At 48.2% G+C, this 23,266-nt stretch carries 21 protein-coding genes; 5 read left to right on the top strand and 16 right to left on the bottom strand.

All coding sequences use genetic code 11. The features are described from left to right. Positions 1 to 120 precede the first annotated feature (120 nt). The 4 genes from HP399_RS07630 to HP399_RS07615 all read right to left on the bottom strand — a co-directional run bounded on the left by HP399_RS07630 (position 121) and on the right by HP399_RS07615 (position 4,556). Complete coding sequence (locus HP399_RS07630; RefSeq protein WP_173620501.1) at positions 121 to 987, bottom strand: pentapeptide repeat-containing protein; 867 nt, start codon at positions 985 to 987, stop codon at positions 121 to 123. A gap of 62 nt (positions 988 to 1,049) precedes the next feature. Further along, positions 1,050 to 2,789 (bottom strand): stage II sporulation protein P, encoded by a 1,740-nt coding sequence (gene spoIIP / locus HP399_RS07625; protein WP_173620502.1) that lies wholly within the window; start codon positions 2,787 to 2,789, stop codon positions 1,050 to 1,052. A gap of 233 nt (positions 2,790 to 3,022) precedes the next feature. Next, on the bottom strand, positions 3,023 to 3,967 hold the full coding sequence (locus HP399_RS07620; protein WP_173620503.1) for a GNAT family N-acetyltransferase: 945 nt from the start codon (positions 3,965 to 3,967) through the stop codon (positions 3,023 to 3,025). A gap of 379 nt (positions 3,968 to 4,346) precedes the next feature. Next, the gene (locus HP399_RS07615) at positions 4,347 to 4,556 is read right to left on the bottom strand and encodes a hypothetical protein (protein ID WP_056491323.1); all 210 of its coding nucleotides are present in this window, start codon (positions 4,554 to 4,556) and stop codon (positions 4,347 to 4,349) included. Positions 4,557 to 4,723: 167 nt separating this feature from the next. Here HP399_RS07615 and HP399_RS07610 point away from each other — a divergent pair, with 167 nt between their 5' ends. Next, the gene (locus HP399_RS07610; protein ID WP_007729671.1) at positions 4,724 to 5,257 is read left to right on the top strand and encodes an acyl-CoA thioesterase; all 534 of its coding nucleotides are present in this window, start codon (positions 4,724 to 4,726) and stop codon (positions 5,255 to 5,257) included. Positions 5,258 to 5,331: 74 nt separating this feature from the next. On the opposite strand, the gene HP399_RS07605 is transcribed toward HP399_RS07610, so the two are convergent. Beyond that, on the bottom strand, positions 5,332 to 5,829 hold the full coding sequence (locus HP399_RS07605; RefSeq protein ID WP_173620504.1) for a GNAT family N-acetyltransferase: 498 nt from the start codon (positions 5,827 to 5,829) through the stop codon (positions 5,332 to 5,334). 39 nt (positions 5,830 to 5,868) lie between these two features. Here HP399_RS07605 and HP399_RS07600 point away from each other — a divergent pair, with 39 nt between their 5' ends. Next, on the top strand, positions 5,869 to 6,051 hold the full coding sequence (locus tag HP399_RS07600) for a hypothetical protein (RefSeq protein ID WP_173620505.1): 183 nt from the start codon (positions 5,869 to 5,871) through the stop codon (positions 6,049 to 6,051). 51 nt (positions 6,052 to 6,102) lie between these two features. On the opposite strand, the gene HP399_RS07595 is transcribed toward HP399_RS07600, so the two are convergent. After that, complete coding sequence (locus tag HP399_RS07595) at positions 6,103 to 9,015, bottom strand: WG repeat-containing protein (protein WP_173620506.1); 2,913 nt, start codon at positions 9,013 to 9,015, stop codon at positions 6,103 to 6,105. A gap of 203 nt (positions 9,016 to 9,218) precedes the next feature. On the opposite strand from HP399_RS07595, the gene HP399_RS07590 reads away from it, so the two are divergent. Next, the gene (locus HP399_RS07590) at positions 9,219 to 10,280 is read left to right on the top strand and encodes an AI-2E family transporter (RefSeq protein ID WP_173620507.1); all 1,062 of its coding nucleotides are present in this window, start codon (positions 9,219 to 9,221) and stop codon (positions 10,278 to 10,280) included. Positions 10,281 to 10,330: 50 nt separating this feature from the next. Here the strand turns inward: HP399_RS07590 and HP399_RS07585 are convergent, their stop codons facing one another. Then, positions 10,331 to 11,215, bottom strand: coding sequence for an NAD(P)-dependent oxidoreductase (locus tag HP399_RS07585; RefSeq protein WP_173620508.1), 885 nt, complete (start codon positions 11,213 to 11,215; stop codon positions 10,331 to 10,333). Positions 11,216 to 11,406: 191 nt separating this feature from the next. Here HP399_RS07585 and HP399_RS07580 point away from each other — a divergent pair, with 191 nt between their 5' ends. Together HP399_RS07580 and HP399_RS07575 are read left to right on the top strand one after the other, a co-directional pair. After that, complete coding sequence (locus HP399_RS07580; RefSeq protein WP_173620509.1) at positions 11,407 to 12,105, top strand: cyclic nucleotide-binding domain-containing protein; 699 nt, start codon at positions 11,407 to 11,409, stop codon at positions 12,103 to 12,105. A gap of 23 nt (positions 12,106 to 12,128) precedes the next feature. After that, on the top strand, positions 12,129 to 12,557 hold the full coding sequence (locus tag HP399_RS07575; RefSeq protein WP_007729656.1) for a DMT family transporter: 429 nt from the start codon (positions 12,129 to 12,131) through the stop codon (positions 12,555 to 12,557). Between the two features lie 24 nt (positions 12,558 to 12,581). Here HP399_RS07575 and HP399_RS07570 read toward each other — a convergent pair whose 3' ends face one another. The 9 genes from HP399_RS07570 to HP399_RS07530 form a co-directional block, all read right to left on the bottom strand. Continuing rightward, on the bottom strand, positions 12,582 to 13,694 hold the full coding sequence (locus HP399_RS07570; protein ID WP_173620510.1) for an aminopeptidase: 1,113 nt from the start codon (positions 13,692 to 13,694) through the stop codon (positions 12,582 to 12,584). 111 nt (positions 13,695 to 13,805) lie between these two features. Further along, complete coding sequence (locus tag HP399_RS07565; RefSeq protein WP_173620511.1) at positions 13,806 to 14,417, bottom strand: response regulator; 612 nt, start codon at positions 14,415 to 14,417, stop codon at positions 13,806 to 13,808. Next, positions 14,414 to 16,513: a sensor histidine kinase gene (locus HP399_RS07560; RefSeq protein ID WP_173620512.1), complete on the bottom strand. Its 2,100-nt coding sequence runs from the start codon at positions 16,511 to 16,513 to the stop codon at positions 14,414 to 14,416. Before HP399_RS07560 ends, HP399_RS07565 begins: the two co-directional genes overlap by 4 nt. Positions 16,514 to 17,081: 568 nt before the next feature. Continuing rightward, entirely contained in the window at positions 17,082 to 17,555 is a 474-nt protein-coding gene (locus HP399_RS07555; RefSeq protein ID WP_173620513.1) for an MgtC/SapB family protein, read from the bottom strand. Between the two features lie 73 nt (positions 17,556 to 17,628). Continuing rightward, positions 17,629 to 19,317: a DUF4127 family protein gene (locus HP399_RS07550; RefSeq protein ID WP_173620514.1), complete on the bottom strand. Its 1,689-nt coding sequence runs from the start codon at positions 19,315 to 19,317 to the stop codon at positions 17,629 to 17,631. A 30-nt stretch (positions 19,318 to 19,347) separates the two neighbouring features. Continuing rightward, positions 19,348 to 20,691 carry an FAD-dependent oxidoreductase gene (locus HP399_RS07545; RefSeq protein WP_173620515.1) on the bottom strand — a complete coding sequence of 448 codons (1,344 nt, stop codon included), beginning with the start codon at positions 20,689 to 20,691 and terminating at the stop codon, positions 19,348 to 19,350. Between the two features lie 51 nt (positions 20,692 to 20,742). Then, positions 20,743 to 21,600, bottom strand: coding sequence for a carbohydrate ABC transporter permease (locus HP399_RS07540; RefSeq protein WP_064203104.1), 858 nt, complete (start codon positions 21,598 to 21,600; stop codon positions 20,743 to 20,745). Continuing rightward, positions 21,590 to 22,528: a carbohydrate ABC transporter permease gene (locus tag HP399_RS07535; protein WP_173620516.1), complete on the bottom strand. Its 939-nt coding sequence runs from the start codon at positions 22,526 to 22,528 to the stop codon at positions 21,590 to 21,592. The genes HP399_RS07540 and HP399_RS07535 overlap by 11 nt, the downstream gene beginning before the upstream one ends. Before the next feature lie 11 nt (positions 22,529 to 22,539). Next, positions 22,540 to 23,226 (bottom strand): hypothetical protein, encoded by a 687-nt coding sequence (locus HP399_RS07530; RefSeq protein ID WP_173620517.1) that lies wholly within the window; start codon positions 23,224 to 23,226, stop codon positions 22,540 to 22,542. Between the last annotated feature and the right edge of the window lie 40 nt (positions 23,227 to 23,266).

Below are 23,266 nucleotides of genomic sequence, written 5' to 3'. Positions count from 1 at the left end.
TTGTATTAACAACCATTTTTAAAGAACATGTGGCGCGTAAAAATGCAGCTGGTCTTGGAGGTAAACAAATGACTGAAAAAAAGCAGGCTGTCAACGAATGACATCCTGCTTCTGGTTCATTTATTTAGCCCAGTGCAGTGGACGCGTGAACGAAGGTGGTAGCTTGGTGGTTGCATCGCCCTTCGCCGCGTTGAGCTGAACCTGCGTGAGAAACAACGTCTCCGTCAAATTCGCTCCGCTCACATCTGTATCGCGAAAATCTGCACCAATGAGGTCAGCTCCCCGCAAATCTGCTCCTCTCAAATCAGCAGCAATCAAATAAGCTCCGCGCAATTGAGCTCCTCGTAAATCAGCACCTTTGAGCTTGGCACCGATGAGATCAGCGCCTCGTCCATAGGCTTTTCCTTGCTTGCCCCCTTTGTACTTGGCAACCGCGTCCTTACGTACCCATTCACTTGTCTGCAACAATAGCTCGTTCACTTTTGCTCGATGAAGAGTGATGTCCAGCTTCAGGATATCCTCAGGACTGTGAACCGTCAGGCGCTGTGTCTCCTCCAACGCTTCCTTCAATGCAGGATGGAGGGACTGGGCAGCTTGCTTGGTTAACGCCTCCGTTATATACCAGAGCAGCTCATGAAGCTGCCACATGATCGGAAATACTTCGTACATTTGCTTCGCTGTTCCAGGTACTGCACGCCAATCTTGGCCGCCATAAGTGACTTGAGACACCTTTTGACCAGCTCCAAAACAATCGTAGACAGTACAACCGCGAAAGCCTATCCCTCTCAGCTTTGTGTGAACACCACACCGGAAGTCTGCCTGTAAATTACTACAGGACTTGCCTGCGTCTTTATTGATGGCAAAGTCAGAGGAAGCAGCAAAAGGCAATGCCACACAGCACAAGCCAAAGCAGCTTTCACAGTCACCTTGAAGATGACGGCGACTTTTATCGTCAGTTGATTGTATGTGTTCTTGATGTGTAGCCATAAATGATCCTCCTGGAAAAAAACACGATTCTCTCGCGTGTGGCGAAAAGAATCGTGCTACTTTTAATTGAAGGCGATTTGAGATTCGATCAGGTAATTCCCAAAGACATCGGCAAAGGCTTCTGCTGTATTATAGCCTTCTTCCAAGGTGTTGTTCGTACCACCGAATTCCAAAAGCAGGGCTCCCTCGGAAATGGACTGATTGTACACCCCGTTCCCTTGATTTGAACCTTTCAGGATAATCCCCCGCGACAAACCGGGATAAGAGGCTTCCAGACGGGCGTGCAGCTCTTCCGCCAGCTTTTTGTTCGCCAGATGGTTCGGATTCGCTGTTCCGATTACAAACAGCATCCGGGAATAGGTTTTGCCATTGATCGTGATCGCTACCTTGCTGCGTGGCTCATCACTGTCCCGATGAATATCGAAAATGTACTGCAAGTGCGGACTGGTTGCAGCCGCTGCCGCTACCGCCTTGTACGACTCGGAATAAGACATCGAGTAGGCTTTATTTTGTTCCCTCAATCTCTGAGCGAAATCGTCCTGGCTCGCCATTGCCGAAATGCCTCTTGTTTGCAACAGCTCGCCCAGCCGCTTCCCAACAAGCGTGATGTTGATCTCAGGATCATCTACCGAGCTCCCTTGTTGGTTCCGTGCAACATTTCGCCAAGACTCACGATTATGGGTGTGATAGATATACACTTTCTCGTTTCCAATCATCCCACTGTTGTACTCGTACGTTGCTCCTGTCGGTGGCAGAGTACCAGCTGGTTGAATCTTCTCTACGATCCACCCCGCGATGTAGGCGGTCGAATTGTCTGCCAGCCTGATGAGGTACCAGTCTCCTACTGTTTGCACAACCGGGAATACTTGTCCGGGTTGAACAGTTCCGATTATATCATGATCGGTTGTGGGACCGTTGCGGATGTTAGAATCAGGATTTTTGACGCGAATCTGTAGTCCTTGATTAGAGGGAGGCGTTGTTGTTGGCAAAGTCGCTGGTGCCCCCGGTGTTGAACCAAGCAGTGGCGGAGCCGTCCCAGTCTGTTCCATTGGTTTGAAGATATAGGCATAGGTCCCGTTAAAGTTAATGGTGTACCAACCATTTGCATATCCGTAATGATTGATTGTCATCCCGCCATGGATTTCACCAATGACGGTACCAAGAATATCTGGCTGTGCATAAACTTCATAGCCTTCGGTTAATACGATTGTCCCTTGCCCGAATTCACTCCCTGTATTGGATGGGAGTACATGAGGGGGCGGGGGTGGTGCTGGAATTGTTGTCGGGTCTGGGATTTGTGCTGGTACCTGGGCTGGTTTTGGTGCGGGGGCCGTTGTCTCCATCAAGAAACTAGCTTTCACCCAGCCGTTCTTTTGATCAGACAGCTTAATTTGTGCCCATTCCCCTTGCTTTCTCATTTGCAAAAACACACCGTTTTTGTCGATGATCTGCAAAATTTGTGCAGTGGCATTTGGTTCTGCCCGAACATTCAGCATGTCCACATTACTTTTGACATATTTGATCTGTGGAACTTCTATCATCTTCACATACTTATTATTGACCCATCCGGTATTGCCGTTCGGCAGCTTTACCTGAGTCCAATCTTTTTGCTGCTTGGTGATTGGCAACCGCGTCGCTTTTTTGAGTGTTGCGACGATCTGGGTAGTCGTACCTGGCTCGCTTCGAATATTTAACTGATCGACCGCCACGTCTACATGGGTGGCCGCTCGCGCAATGGACAGAGGCATCAGCAAAATCAAGAAGAAAACAGCTAGCAAGCTGATATTTACTCGTAAAAGCAAGTTCCTCGTTCCCCTCTGTTTTTTTCGTATTTTTGGAAAATCCAGCTAATAGAAAGAACTTCTCGATTCGTCCGCATATTCCTTCATGTTTTGACATCTTTTGCTCTCAAAACAGCAATATCGTCACGATCATTCTATCTCCTGAAAATAGTGACGTATTTGCTAGAAAAAAGTTACAGAAAAAAGGATGAAGCGAAAAGCTTCACCCTTTTTCTTTCGACTCTATTTCCTTCCTACCATTTCGCTGCCCAAGCTTCTATCTCCACTTTGAGCGAAGGGACTGCCAATGCTGGTACGTAAGACATGGTCATTGCTGGCGGTGTCCCCCCGTGGAACTTCTCCCACACCTGATTAAAATGCTTCCAATCCATTTCCTCGGTTGCCCAAATATTGATTTTGATGATATGGTCCGCAGTTACTGACTCACTTTCAAAATTACGCAGTATGTTCTGTAGCGTGTTTTCTACTTGTTCTTTCATATCTGTCGGCAACTCTCCGTGAAGGTACATTCCTACTTGTCCAGAAAGCACGAGCAAATCGGCTCCTTTTGGAACGACCGTGAGATGTGTATAGGGTCCCATAGGCGGAGCAACTGTACTAGGATTTTTGCGCTGAACCTTGGGCTTCACTTGATCGGTTTGTTCTTCTTTCACAATCGCCAGTGTTTGATGATCTTCCCACCGACCATTGATTTTCACGTTTTTCTTGGCAATCCCTTCCTTGTGGAAACCAGCTTTTAGCAGCACCTTGATCGAGCCTATATTATGCGGCATCACGCCTGCTTCCAAACGGTGAAGACCTAATGTCTCGAAGGCATAGTCAACGACGAGCTTTACGGCTTCGGTCATGTAGCCTTTTCCATTATGCTCTTTATCCAGGAAGTAGCCGATCCAGCAGCTTTGCAGATTCTCTCTTACGACCTCTGAAAGGATGACTTCCCCAATGATTTCATCCTGTCCTTTTTTCGCAATGACAAAGACGTACCCTCTGTCTTCTTCTTTTAAAGCCATCGAGCTCTTGATCCTGTCGATTTGTCCTTCCAGCGTGTAAAACGCCTCTTCTCTCGTCCCTGTGAAGTTTTGAAAGAAGTCTCTGTTTCTCACTTCAAGCGCCAAGAGGCTCTGTGCATCCGATTCCTGTACCAGTCTTACGCAAATGTTCTCTCCGTTTCCTTGCATACAATCCATCTCCCTTTTTCGAAATAAAAAAACACCACAGGACATCCTGCGGTGCTCAAAAAAGAAAACCACAGGAAGCGACCTGTGGCGTTTTTCCACTGTATCCTGATGAGTCCCACTACATCAAAGGATGGTCGCTATATCCGTTTTTGGACATACTTCTCCCGTGATTTAGCCAGATCAAAGAAAACAGCGGTGGAGTATCCAATTCCTTTTGGCAAAGACATTAATGATCTTTTTTTCATGTGGACACCCTCCTTTCCGCTGTTTTTACGCGCATACAATTTCGATATAGAGACGGTCGTAGCAACAACCGTTACATTATTATCCATAAACTACTCCACAAGTATAGCGGCAAATGACATACGTGGCAACAGCATTAATGTCTCTTTTTGCCGTTTCGCCAAAGCATAAACACATTCGCAATGGAGGTCAGTACAAGTAGACCCAACAGGATGTTTGTGACAATCAATGTGTTCGTCAAATGCTGAATGGGTGCATGAATAACGGATAAAACGCTCATCAGCTTGTTTGGAATATCATTAATCGAGGCAATAAGATTATTGAAATATTGCACATAGTCCCCCAAACCGAAAAACCTCCTCTCGCATACCTTATCCCGTCCATAGCCTTTGATAAAATTCGTCGTCTTACTCCACCGAAGAGGAATAGATCCATTTTTTTGTGGAACAATGAAAAGGAGAGAAGATTGTCATCATTCATAATCCGCTTGCAAGAAAGAAGGGAGCTACCTTTATGACGATTCAACGTTTTGTTCGGGAGTCGCGCACGTTCAAAGCAAGCCATGTGCTGCCCCCGGATACGAACAATCACAATACGCTGTTCGGCGGCAGGCTGATGGCGCATATCGACGATGTTGCTGCGATCTCTGCCATGAAGCATGCCCGTGGGCCAGTCGTGACCGCCTCCACAGATTCCGTCGACTTTTTGCAGCCGATCCGGGTGGACAATGAGGTTGCGCTAGAAGCGTTCGTCACATGGACGCATAACACGTCGATGGAGGTTTTTGTCAAAATTGTTGCGGAGGATTTGCTAACGGGCGTGCGATGCGTTTGTGCCACATCATTTCTCTCGTTTGTAGCGATTGGCGAGGATGGGCGGCCTACCCCTGTGCCCAAGATCGTGCCGGAGACGGAAGAGGAAGTATTCCTGCACAATGGTGCTGACGAGCGAGCTGCGGCACGTAAAATACGTCGCAAGGATAACAAGCATCTCGCGGATATGCTCGGAACGAGACGTCCCTGGGAGCCGTTATTGAACACCCCGTAACGCCAAAAAGTCCCCTTACCTTTTACAGGTAGGGGACTTTTTGCTGTAGCTTCATACCTTCAGCCAGCAGCTTTTTAGACAACGCACAAGCGATAGTGGAGAAAGTCATCCGGTATTTCCGACCCCATGCCATAGTGCTCGAATCCATTTTTCAACAACACTTTTTGCGAGGAGATGTTATCCGGTGTTGTTTTCGCACAGATCATTCTGACATTCAAGTGGGGAATATGCCCCTCTAAAAAGACCTTCAGTGCCTGCGAAGCTACGCCTTTACCAGCGGTATCTTCCCCGACTCGATAGCCGAGATGTCCGATTCCTTCGTCTTTCTCGATGTCTACCAAATTCATTCTTCCCAAGATGTCACCTTGGCTGTTTTTGATGAGGCCAAAAAACGAGATTCCTTGCGCCTGCTCGTCGAGCAAGGCTTGCAGACCTCGTAAAAAATGGTCATATTGGTAGTAAGCTTCTCCCCGACTGGGAACCGATTTTTCAAAAAAGGTGCGATTGCGCACTTCAAATTGAAATAGGCTGGCTGCATCTTGTATGCTTAATTTTTCGATAGTAATCATCATGAGTACGTATCCTTTCTTGAATCGAGGTGGAATTTTCATATGACTGTTGCTTATCTAGAAGAAGGTACCTTTATCGCCTTTATTGCCTTTACGATATTTTTCTTTGTCGCTTACAAGCTCGATCAGATTTCGTTTGTTTCGTTCATTGTCTCCTTGGCGGTCTCGGCTTGCGTTCACGCTGCCTTCTATGTGTTAATTGTAAAATATTGGCCATTTTTTTAATAGCACAAAAAAAGGCGCAGGATGAACATCCGCGCCTGTACGTTTATCTGCTCACAGCTTCGCTTCATAGGCCGCAAGCAATTTAGCCGCTTGCTTGTTGTACTGGTTGACCAAGCCTTGAATGGCTTTTTGCCACTCAGCTTGTGGGAGCGGGATTGATAGTTGATCTACTGGCTTTCCGTTAATGACAAGTGCTGTAGTGAGCATTTGCTGTTGTACTGGACTGAGCGTAGCCACCGTTAATACCTTTGGCTTGAGCACTTTCTTTCCTTTCAGGGAACGCATGAGCTCTGTCATCAAGATGTGCTGATACTCCGTGTACAAATCCATCGTCATGTAATAGCTCATTCCGCCTCTCTCCGGTACAATTCCCCGCTTCAGTGCCCATTCCATCACCTGTGGCGTCGTCATCGCTTGACTTGTTTTTCCTGTCGCCATGAAATAAGCCACTCGGAACATATCTTCGTCACTCATGACAGTACGTTTCTCATCGGCCTTGATGACTCCCGTGGACACCAGCTCAGTGACTACTGCCTGCTTGCCTACATCCTTCGGCAAATTCAAATAAAGCGCCAGATTGGTAAAAAACTTGCTCTCACTGTTTCCACCAGATGGCCAGCTATACGGTTTGTCGAAATCAATTAACTCAAGTGGACTTTTTCGCATCAAATCTGAGTAAGCAGAAAAAGAATCGAATGTTATCGGACGATAGGAGACCACTGGTTTTTTCGTCAGGAATCGAGTCGCAAACAGCTCTTGCCCACCCTGATCTAAATAGCCGAACTGGTCTTTTGTCGTGAACACATAAGGAGACTGACTACCAGCAGGGTTCCACAATTGCAGGAATACCTGTTCAACCGGCATAATCGTCTCGAACTTGGCACTTGTCAGCACCTTGCCATCCATAGACAGAAGTCCGCGCAATCCCGTCTTTTTATCCTCATAAACGATGGCACTCTGCTTTCGATTTGCTGCAATCAAAAACTTCAAAGACTGATAATCCCCCGTACTCAAGCGCAGTAGCTCTGATGAGTATACATCCCATCCGGTACTCGTTTGAACGAATAGCTTATCGAAATCGCCATCGGACAGACAATTTGTCACGCCTGTGAGCTTATTTACGAGCTGATTTCCTTCTGGTGACCATATATCCATGGTGCCGTCTTCACGTGCGGCTATCACGATCTTGTGATCCTGCAGCATTCTTTCCGTTACATCGCGATAAATATAATCGCTTACGACTTGAAGATGCCCGCCATCAGCCTTGATCATCGCCATACCGGCAGCCCCCGATCTCACACTCGTGGTGTATACGGAGTCAGCCACTTTGATCAAGTTGAGAGGCGGTCCGTCGTTGCCTGACTTCCACAACGCGACCTGGGTCTCCGTTGTCAACAGCTTGCCCTCTGGCGTATAAAGATCCGTCCAATCTTGATCCATTGCAACGATCAGCTTGCTATCGGAATCCATGTAGACAGATTGGTAGAGCTTGCTGATTGGTTGGTTCGTCTTGCGGTCCACGATCATAACGCCTTTTCCCGGCTGATACATGGTCGTCAAATCATCGGACAACGGATTTGGATTGACAGCTTCTATTTGTTTCCCTCCGATGCTGTATCGCAGCACCTTTCCATCCGGCTCCGTCACCAGCACCTCGCCCGTTACTTCCTCGTGGCGAATGATTCGATTCGCAACAGGAGACAGGAGCAAGCCTTCATCTTCAGAATAAAGCCCGATTTTGTTTCCGTCCTTGATGCTAAGCATGCTGTAGCTGCCCAATGTCACATACGAGTCGAACCAAAAATCAGGCTCCTTGACTTCTTTTCCCCAGCCAGGGAGGATTGCTTTTTTCCCGTCGCTACGGACGAGCAAGCGTGCCGCTGGCGGACCTTCTGCCCGCGGATACGCAAATGGGATGACCGTCTCTCCCCCGACTTGGAGGACGCCGTACAGATTCGTTTTCGGGTCCTGTCCCAGCACATAGCTACCATGCAAAAACTCGGCACCTTTTTTCAATGGATGTGACGTACCTTTGGACCTGGAATGATACGTGATGACATCTCCAGAAACCGTGTAATACACATCCAGATTGTTATGCTCGAACCCGACTTCTTTGTAAATGGGCTCTGCCAGCATCCGTCCGTCTTTCCACAGCCCTTGTCCCTTGGATCCGATCACCTGAAAGTATCCATTATTCCAAATATAAATCGCGTTGTATTTGGGCTCGAGAAAGTACTTTCCGTTGCGATCAATCAAGCCTTCTTTTCCACCGGATCGCACCTTGAGATACGCGGTGTCTGGACCGCCTTCATTTGGAATCAGCTCTGCTTTTGCGAGCGTAAACAACTTTTTCCCAGAAACAGGATCGTACATGATGAGCTCTTTCGGCGTGGTTGCGACAAAATAACGCTTTTTCTCCGCGTCTCTATTTTCCGTCTGATCAGGAGCAACTAATGGAACCATCGCGAGCTTGCCTGCAAATGGCGGAATCAGGACCTTTCCATTCGAATGGAGCAGCATAGATGATTTTCCCAGCAGCATGATCGCCGTTCCCTGCTCTTTGGACAAATCATACGAATGCGCCCCTGCAAACTTCATGGTCGACAGCTTGTTTGTCTTCAAATCGATATATTGGAACCAGCCGCCTTTTTGGACAATGGCGATATTTTGGGAATCGGGAATGTCGACGTTATCCCAGATCGCAGGAGTTATTTCTTTCCCCGTCCGTGCGTCGAGAATTCCTTTTTTACCGCTTTTTGTTACGATCATGCCAGTAGTAGCTAGTTGAAATTCATCATAAATAGCCTGTGTGACCAGCTTGCTACCGTCCGTAAAACCGATCTTGTAGTCTGTAACATACGGCTGAATCTGCGAAAACGTAGCCGCATGGACAGAAGAAGTCCACGCACTTGCCCCGAGTACGGCAGCGGTAACCAGACTGATGGTCTTCGTTTTTATGTTCATTGGTAATTAGCCTCCCTTGGCAAACATTCCCTTCTTTTGACGCTTCGTGGGGTGAAATAGTTTCGTTGCACTTTTTCAAACAACTGGAACCTTTTCTTTCCCTCCACTCGCTTTTAAGCGTGCTATAATTGTTCACACCGACACAGTATAATCATCGTATACGGATGGGAGTGCTTATAAGAGCACTTGGAAAGGATGTTCCCATGAATTTCTTTGCTGCCGCCTTGCAAAAGCCGGATGTAAGACGATTTGGGATTTTGGCGTTATTTTGTTTGTTGCTTTACTCCTTGGGAAGTATGCTGAACATGGTTTTGCTAACCTTTTTAGTTACCTATTTAATGAATCGGCTGCATCAATACCTCACACGTCTTATACACAAAGTCGTGCCGATCCATCCCAAGCTGATTCTCATTTTTCTCTATATGTTACTGACGTTCTTTCTCGTTGTCGGTGGGATGAAAGCCATTCCGGCGCTTATTCACCAAACCGGACAATTGTTCCATGTCATCGAGCAAGTGTACCACCAAAATCAGCACAATGAGTTTGCCCCCTATCTTATGTCTGTTGTAGGGAAGCTAGATATGAAGGGCATCGTTCAAGGCAGCCTTGATTTTCTCGCAGTGGTCAGAAACGTTGGGTTCAATGTCTTTCTAGCGATTATTCTGAGTCTGTTTTTCCTGCTCGGTAAAGACAATGTCGTTACGTTTACGGCTCAATTTCGCACGAGCAAATTATCCTGGCTGTACAACGAAATCGCCTACTTCAGCCAAAAATTCATCCTGACCTTTGGTAAAGTAATCGAAACACAGCTGTTGATCGCCTTATTCAATACGACCTTCACCGTTATCGGTCTATGGATCATGGGCTTTCCGAATCTATTGGGACTCGCCATCATGGTCTTCATACTGGGGCTCATTCCCGTTGCAGGTGTCGCCATTTCATTGATTCCGCTCAGTGCCATCGCTTTTAGCGTCGGTGGTATCGCAACCGTTGTTTATTTGCTCGTTTTTATCATGGTGATTCACGCGCTTGAGGCATATGTGTTGAATCCTCGCTTGATGGCAACGAAGACTCACTTGCCGATTTTCTACACGTTTGTCGTTCTGATCTTTTCCGAGCATTTCTTTGGAGTATGGGGACTGATTGTCGGGATTCCGTCCTTTGTTTTCTTGCTAGACATCTTAGAAGTGAAGAAAATGGAACAACCCCCTACCAAAAATAGATCCGTCCCAAAAGATGTACGAGATGTACAAGTCAACACGTGACGGATGGACAAAGAGAAGGAGCCCTTCGTGAAAAGGGCTCCTTTTTACTTCTACTTGCCTTCAAACCATTTGATCAAAGCTTGCGTACCGCTATCTGCCTCGCCGTTTGCTGCCAGTTCTTCATAGAGCGATTTGGAGAGCGCGAGTCCTGGTGTCATTAGCCCCATTTCCTCCGCTGCTTCCAATGCGATTCCCATGTCCTTGATAAAATGTTTGACGTAAAAGCCTGGTGCGAAGTTGCCCGCGATCATGCGCGGTGCCAGATTCGACAGCGACCAGCTGCCTGCGGCACCCGCTGCAATGCTCGTCAGCACTTTCTCTGGGTCCAGACCTGCTTTTTTCGCATATGCAATCGCTTCACACACACCGATCATGTTCGTGGCAATACAAATTTGGTTGCACATTTTGGTATGCTGACCTGCACCTGGTCCACCCTGCAAGACGACGTTTGTCCCCATGATCGTAAACACTGGCTCCATCGCATCAAATACTTCCTGATCGCCACCAACCATGATAGTCAGTCGAGCTTCGCGTGCCCCCACATCTCCACCGGAGACAGGCGCATCAAGGGAATGCAGCTCGTGCTTTTTGGCTTCCTCATAAATATGTTTCGCCAGCGACGGCTTCGATGTCGTCATATCGATCAAATAAGTGCCTGGCTTCGCATTTGCCACAATTCCGTCCGCGCCGAGATACACTTCCTCGACATCAGATGGGTAGCCGACCATTGTGATGATCACGTTTGCCTCTTTTGCCAGCTCACTGACATGTTCCTTCCAAATCGCACCTGCTGCCAGCAAATCTGCCGCTTTTTCCTTTGTACGCGTGTACACCAGCACTGTATATCCTGCTTGCAGAAAATGGTTTGCCATGCTTTTCCCCATGACACCCGTTCCTACAAATCCAATGATTCTTTCACTTACAGGCAAAGTCATGTGAACCACTCCTTCGTTTCTCTCTTTCCTATTATCTCGACAATTGTACTTCTCGAATCTATCCGAATATTCCTGCTACGCGTTTTCTGTGTTTTAATGGGAAAAAGGACATATGTCCTTTTTTTTCGCGCGCAAATGCCTTTTACTAAAGAGGGTATAACCTGCAAGCAAACTAGCAGGAGGCTTGATACATGAAAGAACTTCACGACCGCACACTTTTGCATACGCTGTTGCAAAATAGTTCCTTGCCCGATATTTTTGACGCCATTACTCTCCATGAAATGCGCCTGTATCAGGCTGAGAAGGGTGACATCATCTGTTCGAAGGGCGATCAGCTTCACCATATGTACTTCATTCTGAAGGGAAAAATCAAGATTTTCACGACGCTCCCTAACGGAAAATCTTTGTTGCTACGCTTTAACAATCCACTCGCGATTATCGGAGACGTCGAGTATGTCACACAATGCGAGGTCCGCAATACGGTTGAGTTTGTCCATCGAAGTCTCGTGGTCAGTCTCCCCTTCAAAGTTTTGCAGGAAAACTACCAGAACCACCCGCCTTTTTTGCAATTCATTCTACATAAAATCAGTCACAAGCTACATACATCATCGAACTCAACCAGCCTGAACCTGTTGTATCCCGTTGAAAATCGCTTTGCCAGCTATTTGCTCTCCACGCTGTCCAGCGATACGGGGTCGACCGCTTCCGAGGAGCTAAAGACGGCGAAGCTGACAGAGGTTGCCGAGCTGTTGGGTACCAGCTACCGACATTTGAACCGGGTCATCCGCAATCTTTGCGCAGCATCCGTGATCGAACGCAAAAAAAGCGCACTGATTATCAAGGATCGAGAAAAAATCAGCGAGCTTGCGAGCGGAAACATCTATGAGTAATCAACCATATAGGAGGTCATATTGTGCAAGGCATTCTCTTTTCGTTACTCGCTGGCGTTTTTATTTGTCTGCAAAGCGTGTTCAATGCGCAAGCCAGTACAAAGCTTGGACTGTGGCAAACCAATGCGATTGTTCACGCCGTAGGCTTTCTTGTATCGTTCGCGATCTTTCTCTACGTTCGTGATGGCGATTGGAAAAGCATCGGGGAAGTGAACAAGGTGTATTTGCTAGGAGGCGTTTTCGGAGCGATCATCGTTTTTAGTGTGATGAAAGGCATTACCGCCATCGGACCTGCTTACGCTGTATCGATTCTGCTCATCTCACAATTGCTCGTCGCTCTCCTCATTGATTCTCTCGGTCTGTTCGGTGTGCAAAAGGTTCCGATCACCTTGAACAAAATCATCGGAATCGGCATCATGATCGCAGGTGTAGTCGTTTTCAAACTCAAATAAAGGGGGAGGGCATTATCGCCCTCCCTACAGAATCAATTGCTCCGGATTCAGCCCCAGCAGAGCCTCATGCACAAACCTTCCATTTTTTCGAATCAGCACATCGTCAAACCAGATTTCGCCGCCACCGTATTCCGGACGCTGAATGCAGATCAGGTCCCAGTGAATCGCGCTGCGGTTGCCGTTATCCGCCTGATCATAGGCACGACCCGGTGTGAGATGGAAGCTGCCCGCGATTTTTTCATCAAACAAAGTATCGCCCATCGGGTGCAAAATGTACGGGTTAAACGCAATGGCGAATTCACCGATGTAGCGTGCACCTTCATCCGTGTCCAATATTTCCATGAGCTTGTCAGTATGGTTAGCGTACGCCTCGACAATCTTTCCTTCCCGAAAAGTAAACCGGACGTTTTCAAACGTCGTGCCTTTGAAAATGCTGGGCGTATTGTAGCTGATCGTCCCGTGAATCGAGTCGCGCACGGGAGAGGTATACACTTCGCCATCGGGAATGTTTCGTTTGCCTACCGCTGTCCGCGTCCCAATCCCTTTGATCGAAAACGTCAGGTCTGTCCCTGGTCCAACGATGCGCACCTTGTCCGTTTTGTCCATGAGGTCGTACAACGGCTGGCACGCTTCTGCCATTTTCCGATAATCGAGTGAACATACGTTGAAATAAAAATCTTCAAACGCTTCTGTCGTCATATTGGCCTTTTGGGCAAGGGCCGAGGTCGGGTAGTTAATGCGCAGTCCCGTAACTTGATTGTCGACATGATGGAAAATGGAATCATACGCTTCTGCGTACAGACGGTACTTCTCCTGCGGAACATCCTTCATCTCACTATCATTTGTCTCGCCATGAATTCCGATATAGCCTTGCATGCCAAACCACATGTCCTTTTCCCACTGAACTGTCTGGGCAAGCTGCTCTTCCGTTAGCCCTTTCAACCATTCCCGCTGGACCTTCGGCCGTACAAAGCGCAGGTGGGGATACGCTCCCTTCGCATACAGCCGCTTTACCAATTCCATTGCCAGCGGCTCTCCTTCATCCACGACCATGATCATAATATGCTGTTTGGCTTGCACATCCAGACTGTACGAAATCAAGTTGTCTGCTATTTTTCCTAGTCTTTCATCTCTCATCGCGCACGCGTCCTTTCCAGATTTTCATTGCTCTTCCAGCATAACGCGCGTTTGTCAGAGGAATATCATTGGAAAAATCGAGAAAAAAGAGGAGCCAACTAAAGTTAGGGCTCACGTAAAAAAGCCGAACTGACTCGCGAGCATAATGGCATGCGTCCGGTTTTTGGCACCGAGCTTGCTGAACAATTGGTTATTGTATCCTTTGACGGTACCAATCGATATTTGATATTGCAGTGCGATCTCCTGATTCGTATACCCCGCTTTGATCATGTGAAGCATCTCCAGCTCTCGTTTGGTCAAGGTCTCTATCAGTCCTTTTGGAGACAACAAAGCTTTGCTGTTTTCTCCCTGTATGCTCCTCCTGCGCAAGTGCGCCTTCACCCGTGAAATCAACAGATTGGGATCAAAGGGCTTGGTCACATAATCATCACCACCAAGATCCAGGCCAGCGATCATATCCTCCGTGTCATTTTTACAGCTCAAAAACAAGACAGGCACATGAATTCCACTCTGCCTCCATGTCTGACAAAGTTCTAGGCCCGATCCATCCGGCAACAAAATGTCAAGGAGGACCATATCCAATTGTTCACTCAGCATCATGGCCTGCGCTTGCCTCGTATCCTCTGCCTCTCGCACCTGAAAACCACTAGCCTGCAAATAGAGCCTGACCAATTCGCGAATGTTCTCATCATCTTCTACCAACAGGACTACCTCGTTGCTCATCTCACCTTCTCTCCTCCCTCTTCACTCTCTTCCTTCCAGCGGACTGGCAGCGAAAACCAGAAGAGGCTTCCCTCTCCCGCTTTACTCTGTACGCCGATTTTCCCGTGATGATTTTCGATAATTTCTTTGGAGATGGCCAGACCTAGCCCCACTCCTGCCGTCCGTAGCTTTCTAGATTCACTCCCCCGATAAAATCGATCAAACACAAAAGGAAGCGCCTCCTCCTGTATCCCTGCACCTGTATCTATTACCTTGATGGTTGCCTCGCCTGTCCCATCCAGAGCCAGCTCCCACTCTACCTGTAGCTTGATGACCCCGCCCGGTGCCGTATACGCTTGCGCATTTACAAGCAAATTGCTCATGACCTGCTCCAGGCGAATCGGATCAGCCACCAGCAAAAGCTTGCACTCCGTATCTGGCTCCTCCTGTGCTTCCCACACAAATTGCAGCTGTTTCTCCTGCATATCGAGTAAATGCTTCTCGTACAAGCCACGGAAAAATCCAACTGTTGACAATGGCTGAAAATGAAAGCGAAGCTGCCTCGACTCCATCTTGGACAACTCAAACAAATCCGTGATGATTCGATGCAAATAGATTGTTTTTTCATAGATGATCCCCAAGTATTTCGGATCATTCGGCTTGACCACACCGTCAATCATCGCCTTGATGAACCCTTGAATCGACGTGAGCGGCGTCCCCAGTTCATGCGAAATATTGGAGAGCAGCATGCGCCGTGACTCCTCCATCCTTTGCAGCTCCTGATTCTTGTCCGCGAGTGCCTGTGTCCGTTGCAGTACTTTTTGCTCCAACCATTCATTGGTCTGCGCAAGCTCTTCGGAAAGCTGCTCGACATGGGCAAAGGAACGGGCGAATACCATGGACAAATTCATCATTTGGGTGAGTAAAAAAACGAGCAAGCCGAACGGAATTGCATTTTCAAACGGAGACAGATGTGCGTAAAACAACACTTCATTGACAACTGCGGTAAAAAATACGAGGAGACCGATTCCATTTAAGACAGAGCCTGTCTGTTTTTGAACGATGGCCCGTCCATAAACGAATAGCATGTAGCCATAGTTAAGCAACAAATAGGCTTCTCCTACATAAATCCATTCTGTATAGATTCTAGCAGGGGTAAAAAGCACGAAGAGAATAAAGAGAAGCCCTGTCCAGACGCAGGCTCTCTGAATGAAACGATTGAATAATGCCCGATACTGCGAATGGACAAAACAAGCGAGCATGATCAGCGTGAGAAGAGAAGACATGTACTCCAGCTTGACCACCATCTCCCATGGGATCTGCGGAAACAAGCTAACAGCCATCGTCTCTCCCAAAAATAAAATGCGGACCGCGATCGCAATGCTGACTCCACAAAAATAGAGAGTCGAACTCTCTCTTTTGCGTGTCATATACAAACCGAAATGATAGATGCCCATGACTAACAAGGATGCAGCAATCATGCCACTGTAGATAATGTTGGCTTCACGCTTCCCCATGATTTGCTCAGCATGCCCCAACTCAATGGCTTCCCACAGGCCACCTTTTCGCTGGACAAAATTAGAGACGTGAATAACGAGCTCCACTTGTGGTTGATCTGGTTGAAACACGACGACCTTGGGATAATTTTTCGGGGTCATACTCGCTAAATCCTCACCGACTACACCGTTTTCGGCCATAGCCTTGCCGTTTATCCACAGTTTGTAGGCCGTTGCGACGCTGGGCATATAGAGTGCGAAGGGTCTTTCTGACTTTTGCTCATCCAGCTGAATGAGCAGTCGATACGTGGCGTATCCCTGATTGGATATATCCGTTCGATTCCCGGCCCCCTGCTTCCAAGATGAAGGTACTTGGATGTACTCTCGTACGGAAGCATTGGATTCAAAAGTACCTGGGGTGAGGAACTGCCGCCAGTAAAAACTCCATTCCCCATCCAGCCAAATCGTGTCGCCGTCTTCCCAATCCACGCCACGCAAATCTATCACGCCTCGTTTGGCCTGGGGTGGTTGTTCCACGGCATTAGCGAATGGCGTCACGGCGAGCATCCCGATCACCATGATAACGACAAGATTGCATAGACTTACAAACCACTTGCTCATGCAGGCACTCATCCTATTTGAAATATTCTAACGTTAGCATAGTATGAAATCGGTACAATCAAAACCCCTAAGTTCATGTCCTTCCAACTGTAGTGGTCGGGAGAAGCCCTGCCACATGTTTTCCAGTCGCCTGTATCCTCTCTTCGTTCGGGCGGTCTCCTCCCAAACATGTGACAGTGCTTTCGTACAGCTGTGGATGACTTCGCGCTACTACGGCATTTTGTAAGTTATTACAAAGAAGTTTTTGAGAGCATAGGACTGCATTCATCTCCTAAGATTTGCTTTCAAACAATAATGAGAAGCTGCGTAGAAGAAGCGAATTTCCAGTCCAAGCGCCTCTGGAGCCCGACCTAGCTTCGGAATAAATGGCGGGGAATTTCAGCTTCACTTATGGAATCCTTCCTCGAAACTTCTACGTTTTGAAGCGCTCCCGCCATTTATTCCGAAGCGGACAGTCTTGACCCCTTGCGGGGCGTAGGCCGAAGCGTAGACTGGAAATTCGCTTCTTCCCCCACTACAGCTCCTTCTAAAAATAAAAAGCGATGCTAATGCACCGCTTCTCCATGATTCACTTTCCTAACCGCTTATGCTGGACATCTTCCACACGCTGACTGATCCTAGCGAGCACAAAGGCGATGATGACCGAGAATATCACAATGCCGTAAAATCCGGCTCCGATCCCTATACCAATCCCTCCAGCGAAAAAGATCATGGCTGCGGAGGTCAGTCCTTTTACTTTCAAGCCGTCCTTCAAGATGACGCCTGCTCCCAAAAAGCCAAGACCTGTGACAATCTGTGCAGCCAAGCGCATCGGGTCCATCATCGTTCCATTGCCAGGCGCGCTGTATAGATTTGTGCTGTAAATAGAAACGAGTGTGATGAGCGTGCAGGCTACGGACACATACATGTACGTTTTCAGCCCGGCAGGCTTATTTCTATGCGAGCGATCCCACCCGATAAACAAACCGAGAATCGCGCTCACCACTACCCGCACATACATTTCCAAGTCATAGTGCACATACAACCATTGTAGAGTCTCCATCCTAGTCACCTTCTTATAGCGATAGAGACATGATATGTGCAGACTCGAAAAATAGACCGGCTTTTTCTAAACCTTACTCCCTTTCAATCTTCACTTCTGGCCCGACAAAGACTTCAAATAACCGTTCCCAAGGAAGCTTGATCTCCCTATTCGTTAATTCGACGATTTCACCTTCAAACGTATTCTTGCCTCGCTTCCCAATAACCAGCGATTGATTGGCAAAGTAGTTTTCGTACCATTCTTCCGTATGTGGTATCAGTGCATCTCTCACAAAATCATTGACTTCGTCGTAGTCATCTCCGAGATTCCACTCATTTCCTTTTAACTCTTTTACAAGGTCACGTGCTTCTGCCATCACTTCATTTCGGTAATGATGGTCATTTACAAACGATGACAAGAGCAGATTGATATGGGTTTCTGCCGCATCCACCGTTAAGGGCACACCGAACTGATTTCCTTTTTCCAGAAAGGCTGATCGTTGCAACGCCTGTCCCAACGCGCTTCCCATGTTATTTCCCGCCGTTCCCCATGCCGTGTAGGCGAAAAGTTCCGGCAGCTTTACTTCTTCTTGTAGTCGCTCGATCAGCTCAGGGTCAGCTTTGTTTGTAATCGTCACATCTGTAATGGCGACCTGCTTTCCTTCCTCCAGAAGATCATTGATTTCTTCGACGAACTCATCCAGATCTTCGCGTCTCTCTGCGTTGCTCTGTCCTTTTTTCTTCGGTGAATTGATCATTAACACGATATCTGCATCGTCTTCATCCCGAACTGGCTTGCCGCCTGCTGCGATGATATGCTTCTCGACATTTACATCAAAGGTCGTGTCTTCAAACGGCGCCGTCCACTCACTGCCGTCTATACCCGAATACTCGACTGCTACTTTTGGATGGATGCGCATTTCGTTCAAGGCGAATCGGCTCAACAAGACGGTTCCTACTTCGTCCGCTCCAGGAAAAATCGCCACACGATCCTCTACATCCAGCTCCTTTGCTTTTTTGACCAAGGTCTCCCGCTCTGCCCGGTGAAGACCATGGGGAGCAGCGTCATCCTGAGCCAGCACTAAATAATCAATGGTCCCATCCTCTACCCAATCAATCATCAAGGAGTTAATCTTGTGGTTACGCTCGCGGGCATTCAAGTAATCTTCCAGCACAGACTCAGGAATCTCCCTTTCCAACTGATCGAGTCGATCCTTTTTTTCTGTCATGCCGAGGTTGTGTACTTCATCGTATAAAATGGCCCATTCTCTGATTTGCTCATAGTACTTCAATGTTTCGGGATCAGTCGCCGTCACCGCCAGGCGTTGAATCGTATCGAAGACGTAGATCGGCTTTTTGGAATGTTTGTCTCTCAGTCTCTTAATGGCTTCGATATTCGATAGGGCATCTTCATAGGACTGTTGGTCGGTACGGGACGCAACTAGCCCGCCATATGCCAGCATGCTGACAGAAATGACCGAGCCGTCCACTTTACTTGCTTGTTTGATCAACCAATCGCCAATTTCTTCCCCATCGCCCGGAGTCATAAAGTGACCGAGCATGTCTTCATCCGGCAGAATCGCCTCCACCCCGCCTGCCCGTGCTGACATTTGTGGAAAATACGTGTTGACCGGACGATCATCGAGAGGGACAAGGGCGACTTTGGTAATTGGTTTTGGTGACGCTTTTTTCGCCGCAACTGTACTCGTCTGCGTAAATGGAACCATGCCTGTTACTAGTGCTGCCATAGCCAGTGTTGAAATGACAACGCGCAACTTTTTCATAGATCCAATCTCCTTTCAAAATGAAAAGGTTTAATCGAGGACGGCATTCGCTAGACGCAATTGTTCCTGTAATTTTGCCACGTGAATCAAACGCGGAATGGTCTTGTCGTGAAATGCGATGGCCGCTGCTGTACCTGCTGCTTGCCCTGTAGCCATACAACTCGGGGTAAGCCTGGTCGTAGCCAGCGCCTCATGTGTCGTAGAGATACAACGCCCCGCCGCAAGCAAGTTGTCAATGGACGGAGGGATCAGGCATCGATACGGAATGTCATAAGCGCCTTCTCCTTCAATATCTGCTGCCGCTACGCCTTTGCCAGAAGGATCGTGAATGTCAACCGGATAGCCGCTTCGTGCAATGACATCCGGAAAACGCCTGCCCGCGACCACGTCTTCAATCGTCAAGCTGTACTCCCCGACGATTCTGCGCGTCTCACGGATTCCAATTTGCGTTCCAACTGCGGAGACGGATGCTTTCGCAAAACCCGGAACTTTGTTTTTCAAAAATTCAGACATCAATAGCACTTGACGTCTCCCTTCTTCCTCCGCTTCCGTCAAATCCTCGACATCTGTTCCATCCAGCCCCTGCACCCGCGTGCAATTGATCAGAACTTCATCGCTTTCAGGCCCTGTGAAAAACAGAACTTGATCCCGATTAATCGGAACACCTGACATCTTCCAATGCGTATAAAAGCCTTGGACACCCGTCAGTGGAATGGACGGCAACTGCGCAAACGGCGTCTTGTTATAAAACTCGTCTGGATGATCAAGCATGTACTGCTTCACCTGCTCCAGATCGACGCCGCGCATGCGAAATTTCATGGTCATCGGCTGTGTCAGCCCATCTGCCTCTCGCCCTTTACTCGTCGGCGCTCCCGATAAATAAGCGATATCTGCATCTCCTGTCGCATCAACGAACACCTTGGCCTTGATCTCATACTTGCCTGATTTACTGGTGAGCGTAACAGAAGTAATCGCTGTCCCCTCTACCTTCACCTGATCGACAAAGCTATGGACAAACAGCTTGACGCCCGCTTCCTTGAGCATTTCCACAGCGACCAGCTTGTAAATTTCCGGATGATACGGCGTGACTGTGCTGACGAATCCTACCGTATCTTGCAAATGTCCAGGCGATCCCCCCTTTTCTTGCAAGCGGTCGACGATTTCCTGTGCAATTCCTTTGATGACTTGCTCGCCTTTCTCCGTATGAAACGTCATCCACGGATAAACGAGCGCAATCGTCGACATCCCTCCGAGAAAGCCGTAACGCTCGATCAGGATCGTTTTGGCTCCCAATCGTCCGCTGGCGAGAGCGGCACTGATTCCTGCCGGTCCCCCGCCTACCACGACTACATCTGCTTCCACTACTCGATCCATCTGCACTCACTCCTTGTTGAAAAAGTCGATATTTTGAACTCCCTTTACCCTTTAATCTTTAAGGCCCGTCATCGATACACCCTCGATAAACTGCTTTTGGGCGAAAAAGAACACGATCAAAAGCGGCAAGGTCGCCATAACGGACGCACTCATCAGATGATGCCAAGCTGTCCCTACTTCATCGGTAAACAAGGACAAAGCGAGCGGCAGCGTCATCAGCTCTCTGTCGTTGATGAAAATGAGCGGATCGTAAAACTCGTTCCAGCTCGTCAAAAACGTAAAAATCGTCAGCGTCGCGATGGCTGGCTTCGCTAGTGGTAGCATGATGCTCCAGTAAATCCGCCAACGCGAGCAGCCATCAATCATCGCCGCTTCCTCCAGTTCTTTCGGAATCCCGAGGAAAAACTGGCGCATGACGAACACTCCAAAAATTCCGCCTGCCCCAAAAATGGGAAGCACAATCAACGGCACATGCGTATTAATAAACCCAAGCATGCGCATGAACAAAAACATCGGAATCGACGTCACTTCATGCGGGATCATCATCGTTGACAGCAGCACTAGAAAGACGATATTGCGTCCACGAAACGGAATTCGGGCAAACGCATAGCCTGCAATCGATGAAAATAAAACCGTTCCAACCGTAACCAAAATCGCAATGTACAGGCTGTTCCAATAGAACAAATGAAACGGCGTATTCGCCAAAACCTCCGTGTAGTTCTCCAAGCGGATCGACGAAGGGATAAACTCTGGCGGAAAGACGAATATTTTGGCCGGCTCTTTTAACGATGTAGAAAGCATCCACAAAAAAGGCACCAGCATCAGTAGGGAGATCGCTCCTAACGCTACATAGTGACCGCCAATCCCCAATAACTTGCCCGCTTGTAATCCGTGGCGATTACTCTTCATGGAACACCCACCTTTTTCTAAACTGCCACTGCAAGAGCGTAAACACTAAAATGATAAAGAACAGCACAAAGGCAAGTGCAGACGCATAACCGAATTCAAAGTTTTTGAAGGCACGCTCCCATATGTAATAGACGAGCACCTTTGTACTGTTATCTGGCCCACCCTGGGTCATGACGTAAATTTGCCCAAACACCTTGAGCGAGCCGATGATCGTCAACAACGTAGTTAAAAAAACCGTCGGACTGATCATTGGGATCGTAATTTGAAACAATTGACGCGTCCGACTGGCTCCATCAATGCGCGCCGCCTCGTATAAGTGAACGGGCACCTGCTGTAAAGCAGCGATGAACAGCACCATGTTCAAGCCCACATTTTTCAGGACACTCGTCACGATCACCACTGGCATCGCCAGCTTTGGATTGTAAAGCCATGAAGGGCCTGTAATCCCGAACATCTGCAAGATTTGATTGATAAACCCTGTGTCTGTCGCAAACAAATACTTCCACACAATCGCCCAGACGATCAGCGATGTCATGACCGGCACAAAAATGGCTGTGCGGAAAATCCCGATCCCTGGCAGCTTGCGCACGAGCAGTAAGGCCAACCCCAGCGCCAACACGATATTCAGGGGGACGAGACCAGCAGAGAACGTAAAGGTATTGCCCACGACCGTCCAAAATTCGGCATCCTGAAAGATCGCTCTGTAATTTTCCAATCCAATAAATTCAGCTTCCCCTAGTAACGGCCAATCCGTAAAGCTCATGTACAGCGCGAGCAAAAGCGGACCAAGCAACAGCACCACAAACCCGATGGCCATCGGACTTATAAACAGCCATCCTGTCAGATTCGCTTCCCGGTTGAAGGATTTTTTCCTTGTGCCACTTGTTCTCTTGTCAGGAGAGAGCGGGACATTCAACTTGCTCTCCATACGATCCCTCCTTAGTTATCAATCGCGTTCCGCAATGCATGGATGGAACGGCGCATTTCATCCTCTGTCCCCCCGATCGCCATCGCTCCAGCTAACAGGACACGAACTCCCGTTTCCCGCAGAGCTTTCATATCCTCCGCCACAATTTTCCGCTGTGTCGGGACGATGATGGGGATGCCTGCCTTTTCTACGATGTACCGATAGGTGAGCAGGTCGGCAAACGTAAGCCTCGTGCCATACTCACTCCCCGGAATAATCGACGCCTCCAATGCGGTCATGGGAAAATGCTTCACGGCCTCCAATCGGTTCAAATCAAACTGATCATCGATGGCAAACGTACTCGCCACCCCTTCGATTTTCAAAAGGGACGCAGGCAAATGATGACCATAGATGGAGATGAAGTCGATTCCCAGCGAATCGAACTGTTTGATTTCCTCGGGATTGAGCTCCTCCATTGACCCGCCCGGAACAATGCCAATCGGCCCTGCGAACTGGCTGCGTATCGTTTGGAGAAAGTCCGTATGTTCAGCCAGAGGACCGAACCGGTTGCCACTGGCACGATGGTACACATTGATGTGCATCTTCAAGCCATCTGCACCTTCCTCCATCGCTGCTCTGGCCAAGGTCTCATCGTTTTGCGGGAGACTGACCATGAGCAAAAACGGCTTCTCTTCCAGTGCTTGTCGAAAACGATTCATCGTATCCTCCCTCTCAAGTCACAACGGCCTGTGTCCCAGA

Origin of the sequence: Brevibacillus sp. DP1.3A (assembly GCF_013284245.2) — a bacterium.
In the GTDB taxonomy this organism is placed as follows: domain Bacteria; phylum Bacillota; class Bacilli; order Brevibacillales; family Brevibacillaceae; genus Brevibacillus.
The sequence above is the reverse complement of the archived record's forward strand: the minus strand, read 5'-3'. Positions and strand labels throughout refer to the sequence as shown.

What these genes read in the sequence shown, in the direction of transcription:
- HP399_RS07600 (WP_173620505.1), top strand. Translation starts at nt 5,869, where the DNA reads ATGACTGTTGCTTATCTAGAAGAAGGTACCTTTATCGCCTTTATTGCC.
- HP399_RS07545 (WP_173620515.1), bottom strand. Translation starts at nt 20,691, where the DNA reads ATGGATCGAGTAGTGGAAGCAGATGTAGTCGTGGTAGGCGGGGGACCG.
- HP399_RS07530 (WP_173620517.1), bottom strand. Translation starts at nt 23,226, where the DNA reads ATGAATCGTTTTCGACAAGCACTGGAAGAGAAGCCGTTTTTGCTCATG.
- HP399_RS07560 (WP_173620512.1), bottom strand. Translation starts at nt 16,513, where the DNA reads ATGAGCAAGTGGTTTGTAAGTCTATGCAATCTTGTCGTTATCATGGTG.
- HP399_RS07610 (WP_007729671.1), top strand. Translation starts at nt 4,724, where the DNA reads ATGACGATTCAACGTTTTGTTCGGGAGTCGCGCACGTTCAAAGCAAGC.
- HP399_RS07585 (WP_173620508.1), bottom strand. Translation starts at nt 11,215, where the DNA reads ATGACTTTGCCTGTAAGTGAAAGAATCATTGGATTTGTAGGAACGGGT.
- HP399_RS07630 (WP_173620501.1), bottom strand. Translation starts at nt 987, where the DNA reads ATGGCTACACATCAAGAACACATACAATCAACTGACGATAAAAGTCGC.
- HP399_RS07580 (WP_173620509.1), top strand. Translation starts at nt 11,407, where the DNA reads ATGAAAGAACTTCACGACCGCACACTTTTGCATACGCTGTTGCAAAAT.
- HP399_RS07590 (WP_173620507.1), top strand. Translation starts at nt 9,219, where the DNA reads ATGAATTTCTTTGCTGCCGCCTTGCAAAAGCCGGATGTAAGACGATTT.
- HP399_RS07555 (WP_173620513.1), bottom strand. Translation starts at nt 17,555, where the DNA reads ATGGAGACTCTACAATGGTTGTATGTGCACTATGACTTGGAAATGTAT.
- HP399_RS07565 (WP_173620511.1), bottom strand. Translation starts at nt 14,417, where the DNA reads ATGAGCAACGAGGTAGTCCTGTTGGTAGAAGATGATGAGAACATTCGC.
- HP399_RS07570 (WP_173620510.1), bottom strand. Translation starts at nt 13,694, where the DNA reads ATGAGAGATGAAAGACTAGGAAAAATAGCAGACAACTTGATTTCGTAC.
- HP399_RS07620 (WP_173620503.1), bottom strand. Translation starts at nt 3,967, where the DNA reads ATGCAAGGAAACGGAGAGAACATTTGCGTAAGACTGGTACAGGAATCG.
- HP399_RS07535 (WP_173620516.1), bottom strand. Translation starts at nt 22,528, where the DNA reads ATGGAGAGCAAGTTGAATGTCCCGCTCTCTCCTGACAAGAGAACAAGT.
- HP399_RS07550 (WP_173620514.1), bottom strand. Translation starts at nt 19,317, where the DNA reads ATGAAAAAGTTGCGCGTTGTCATTTCAACACTGGCTATGGCAGCACTA.
- HP399_RS07540 (WP_064203104.1), bottom strand. Translation starts at nt 21,600, where the DNA reads ATGAAGAGTAATCGCCACGGATTACAAGCGGGCAAGTTATTGGGGATT.
- HP399_RS07595 (WP_173620506.1), bottom strand. Translation starts at nt 9,015, where the DNA reads ATGAACATAAAAACGAAGACCATCAGTCTGGTTACCGCTGCCGTACTC.
- HP399_RS07605 (WP_173620504.1), bottom strand. Translation starts at nt 5,829, where the DNA reads ATGATGATTACTATCGAAAAATTAAGCATACAAGATGCAGCCAGCCTA.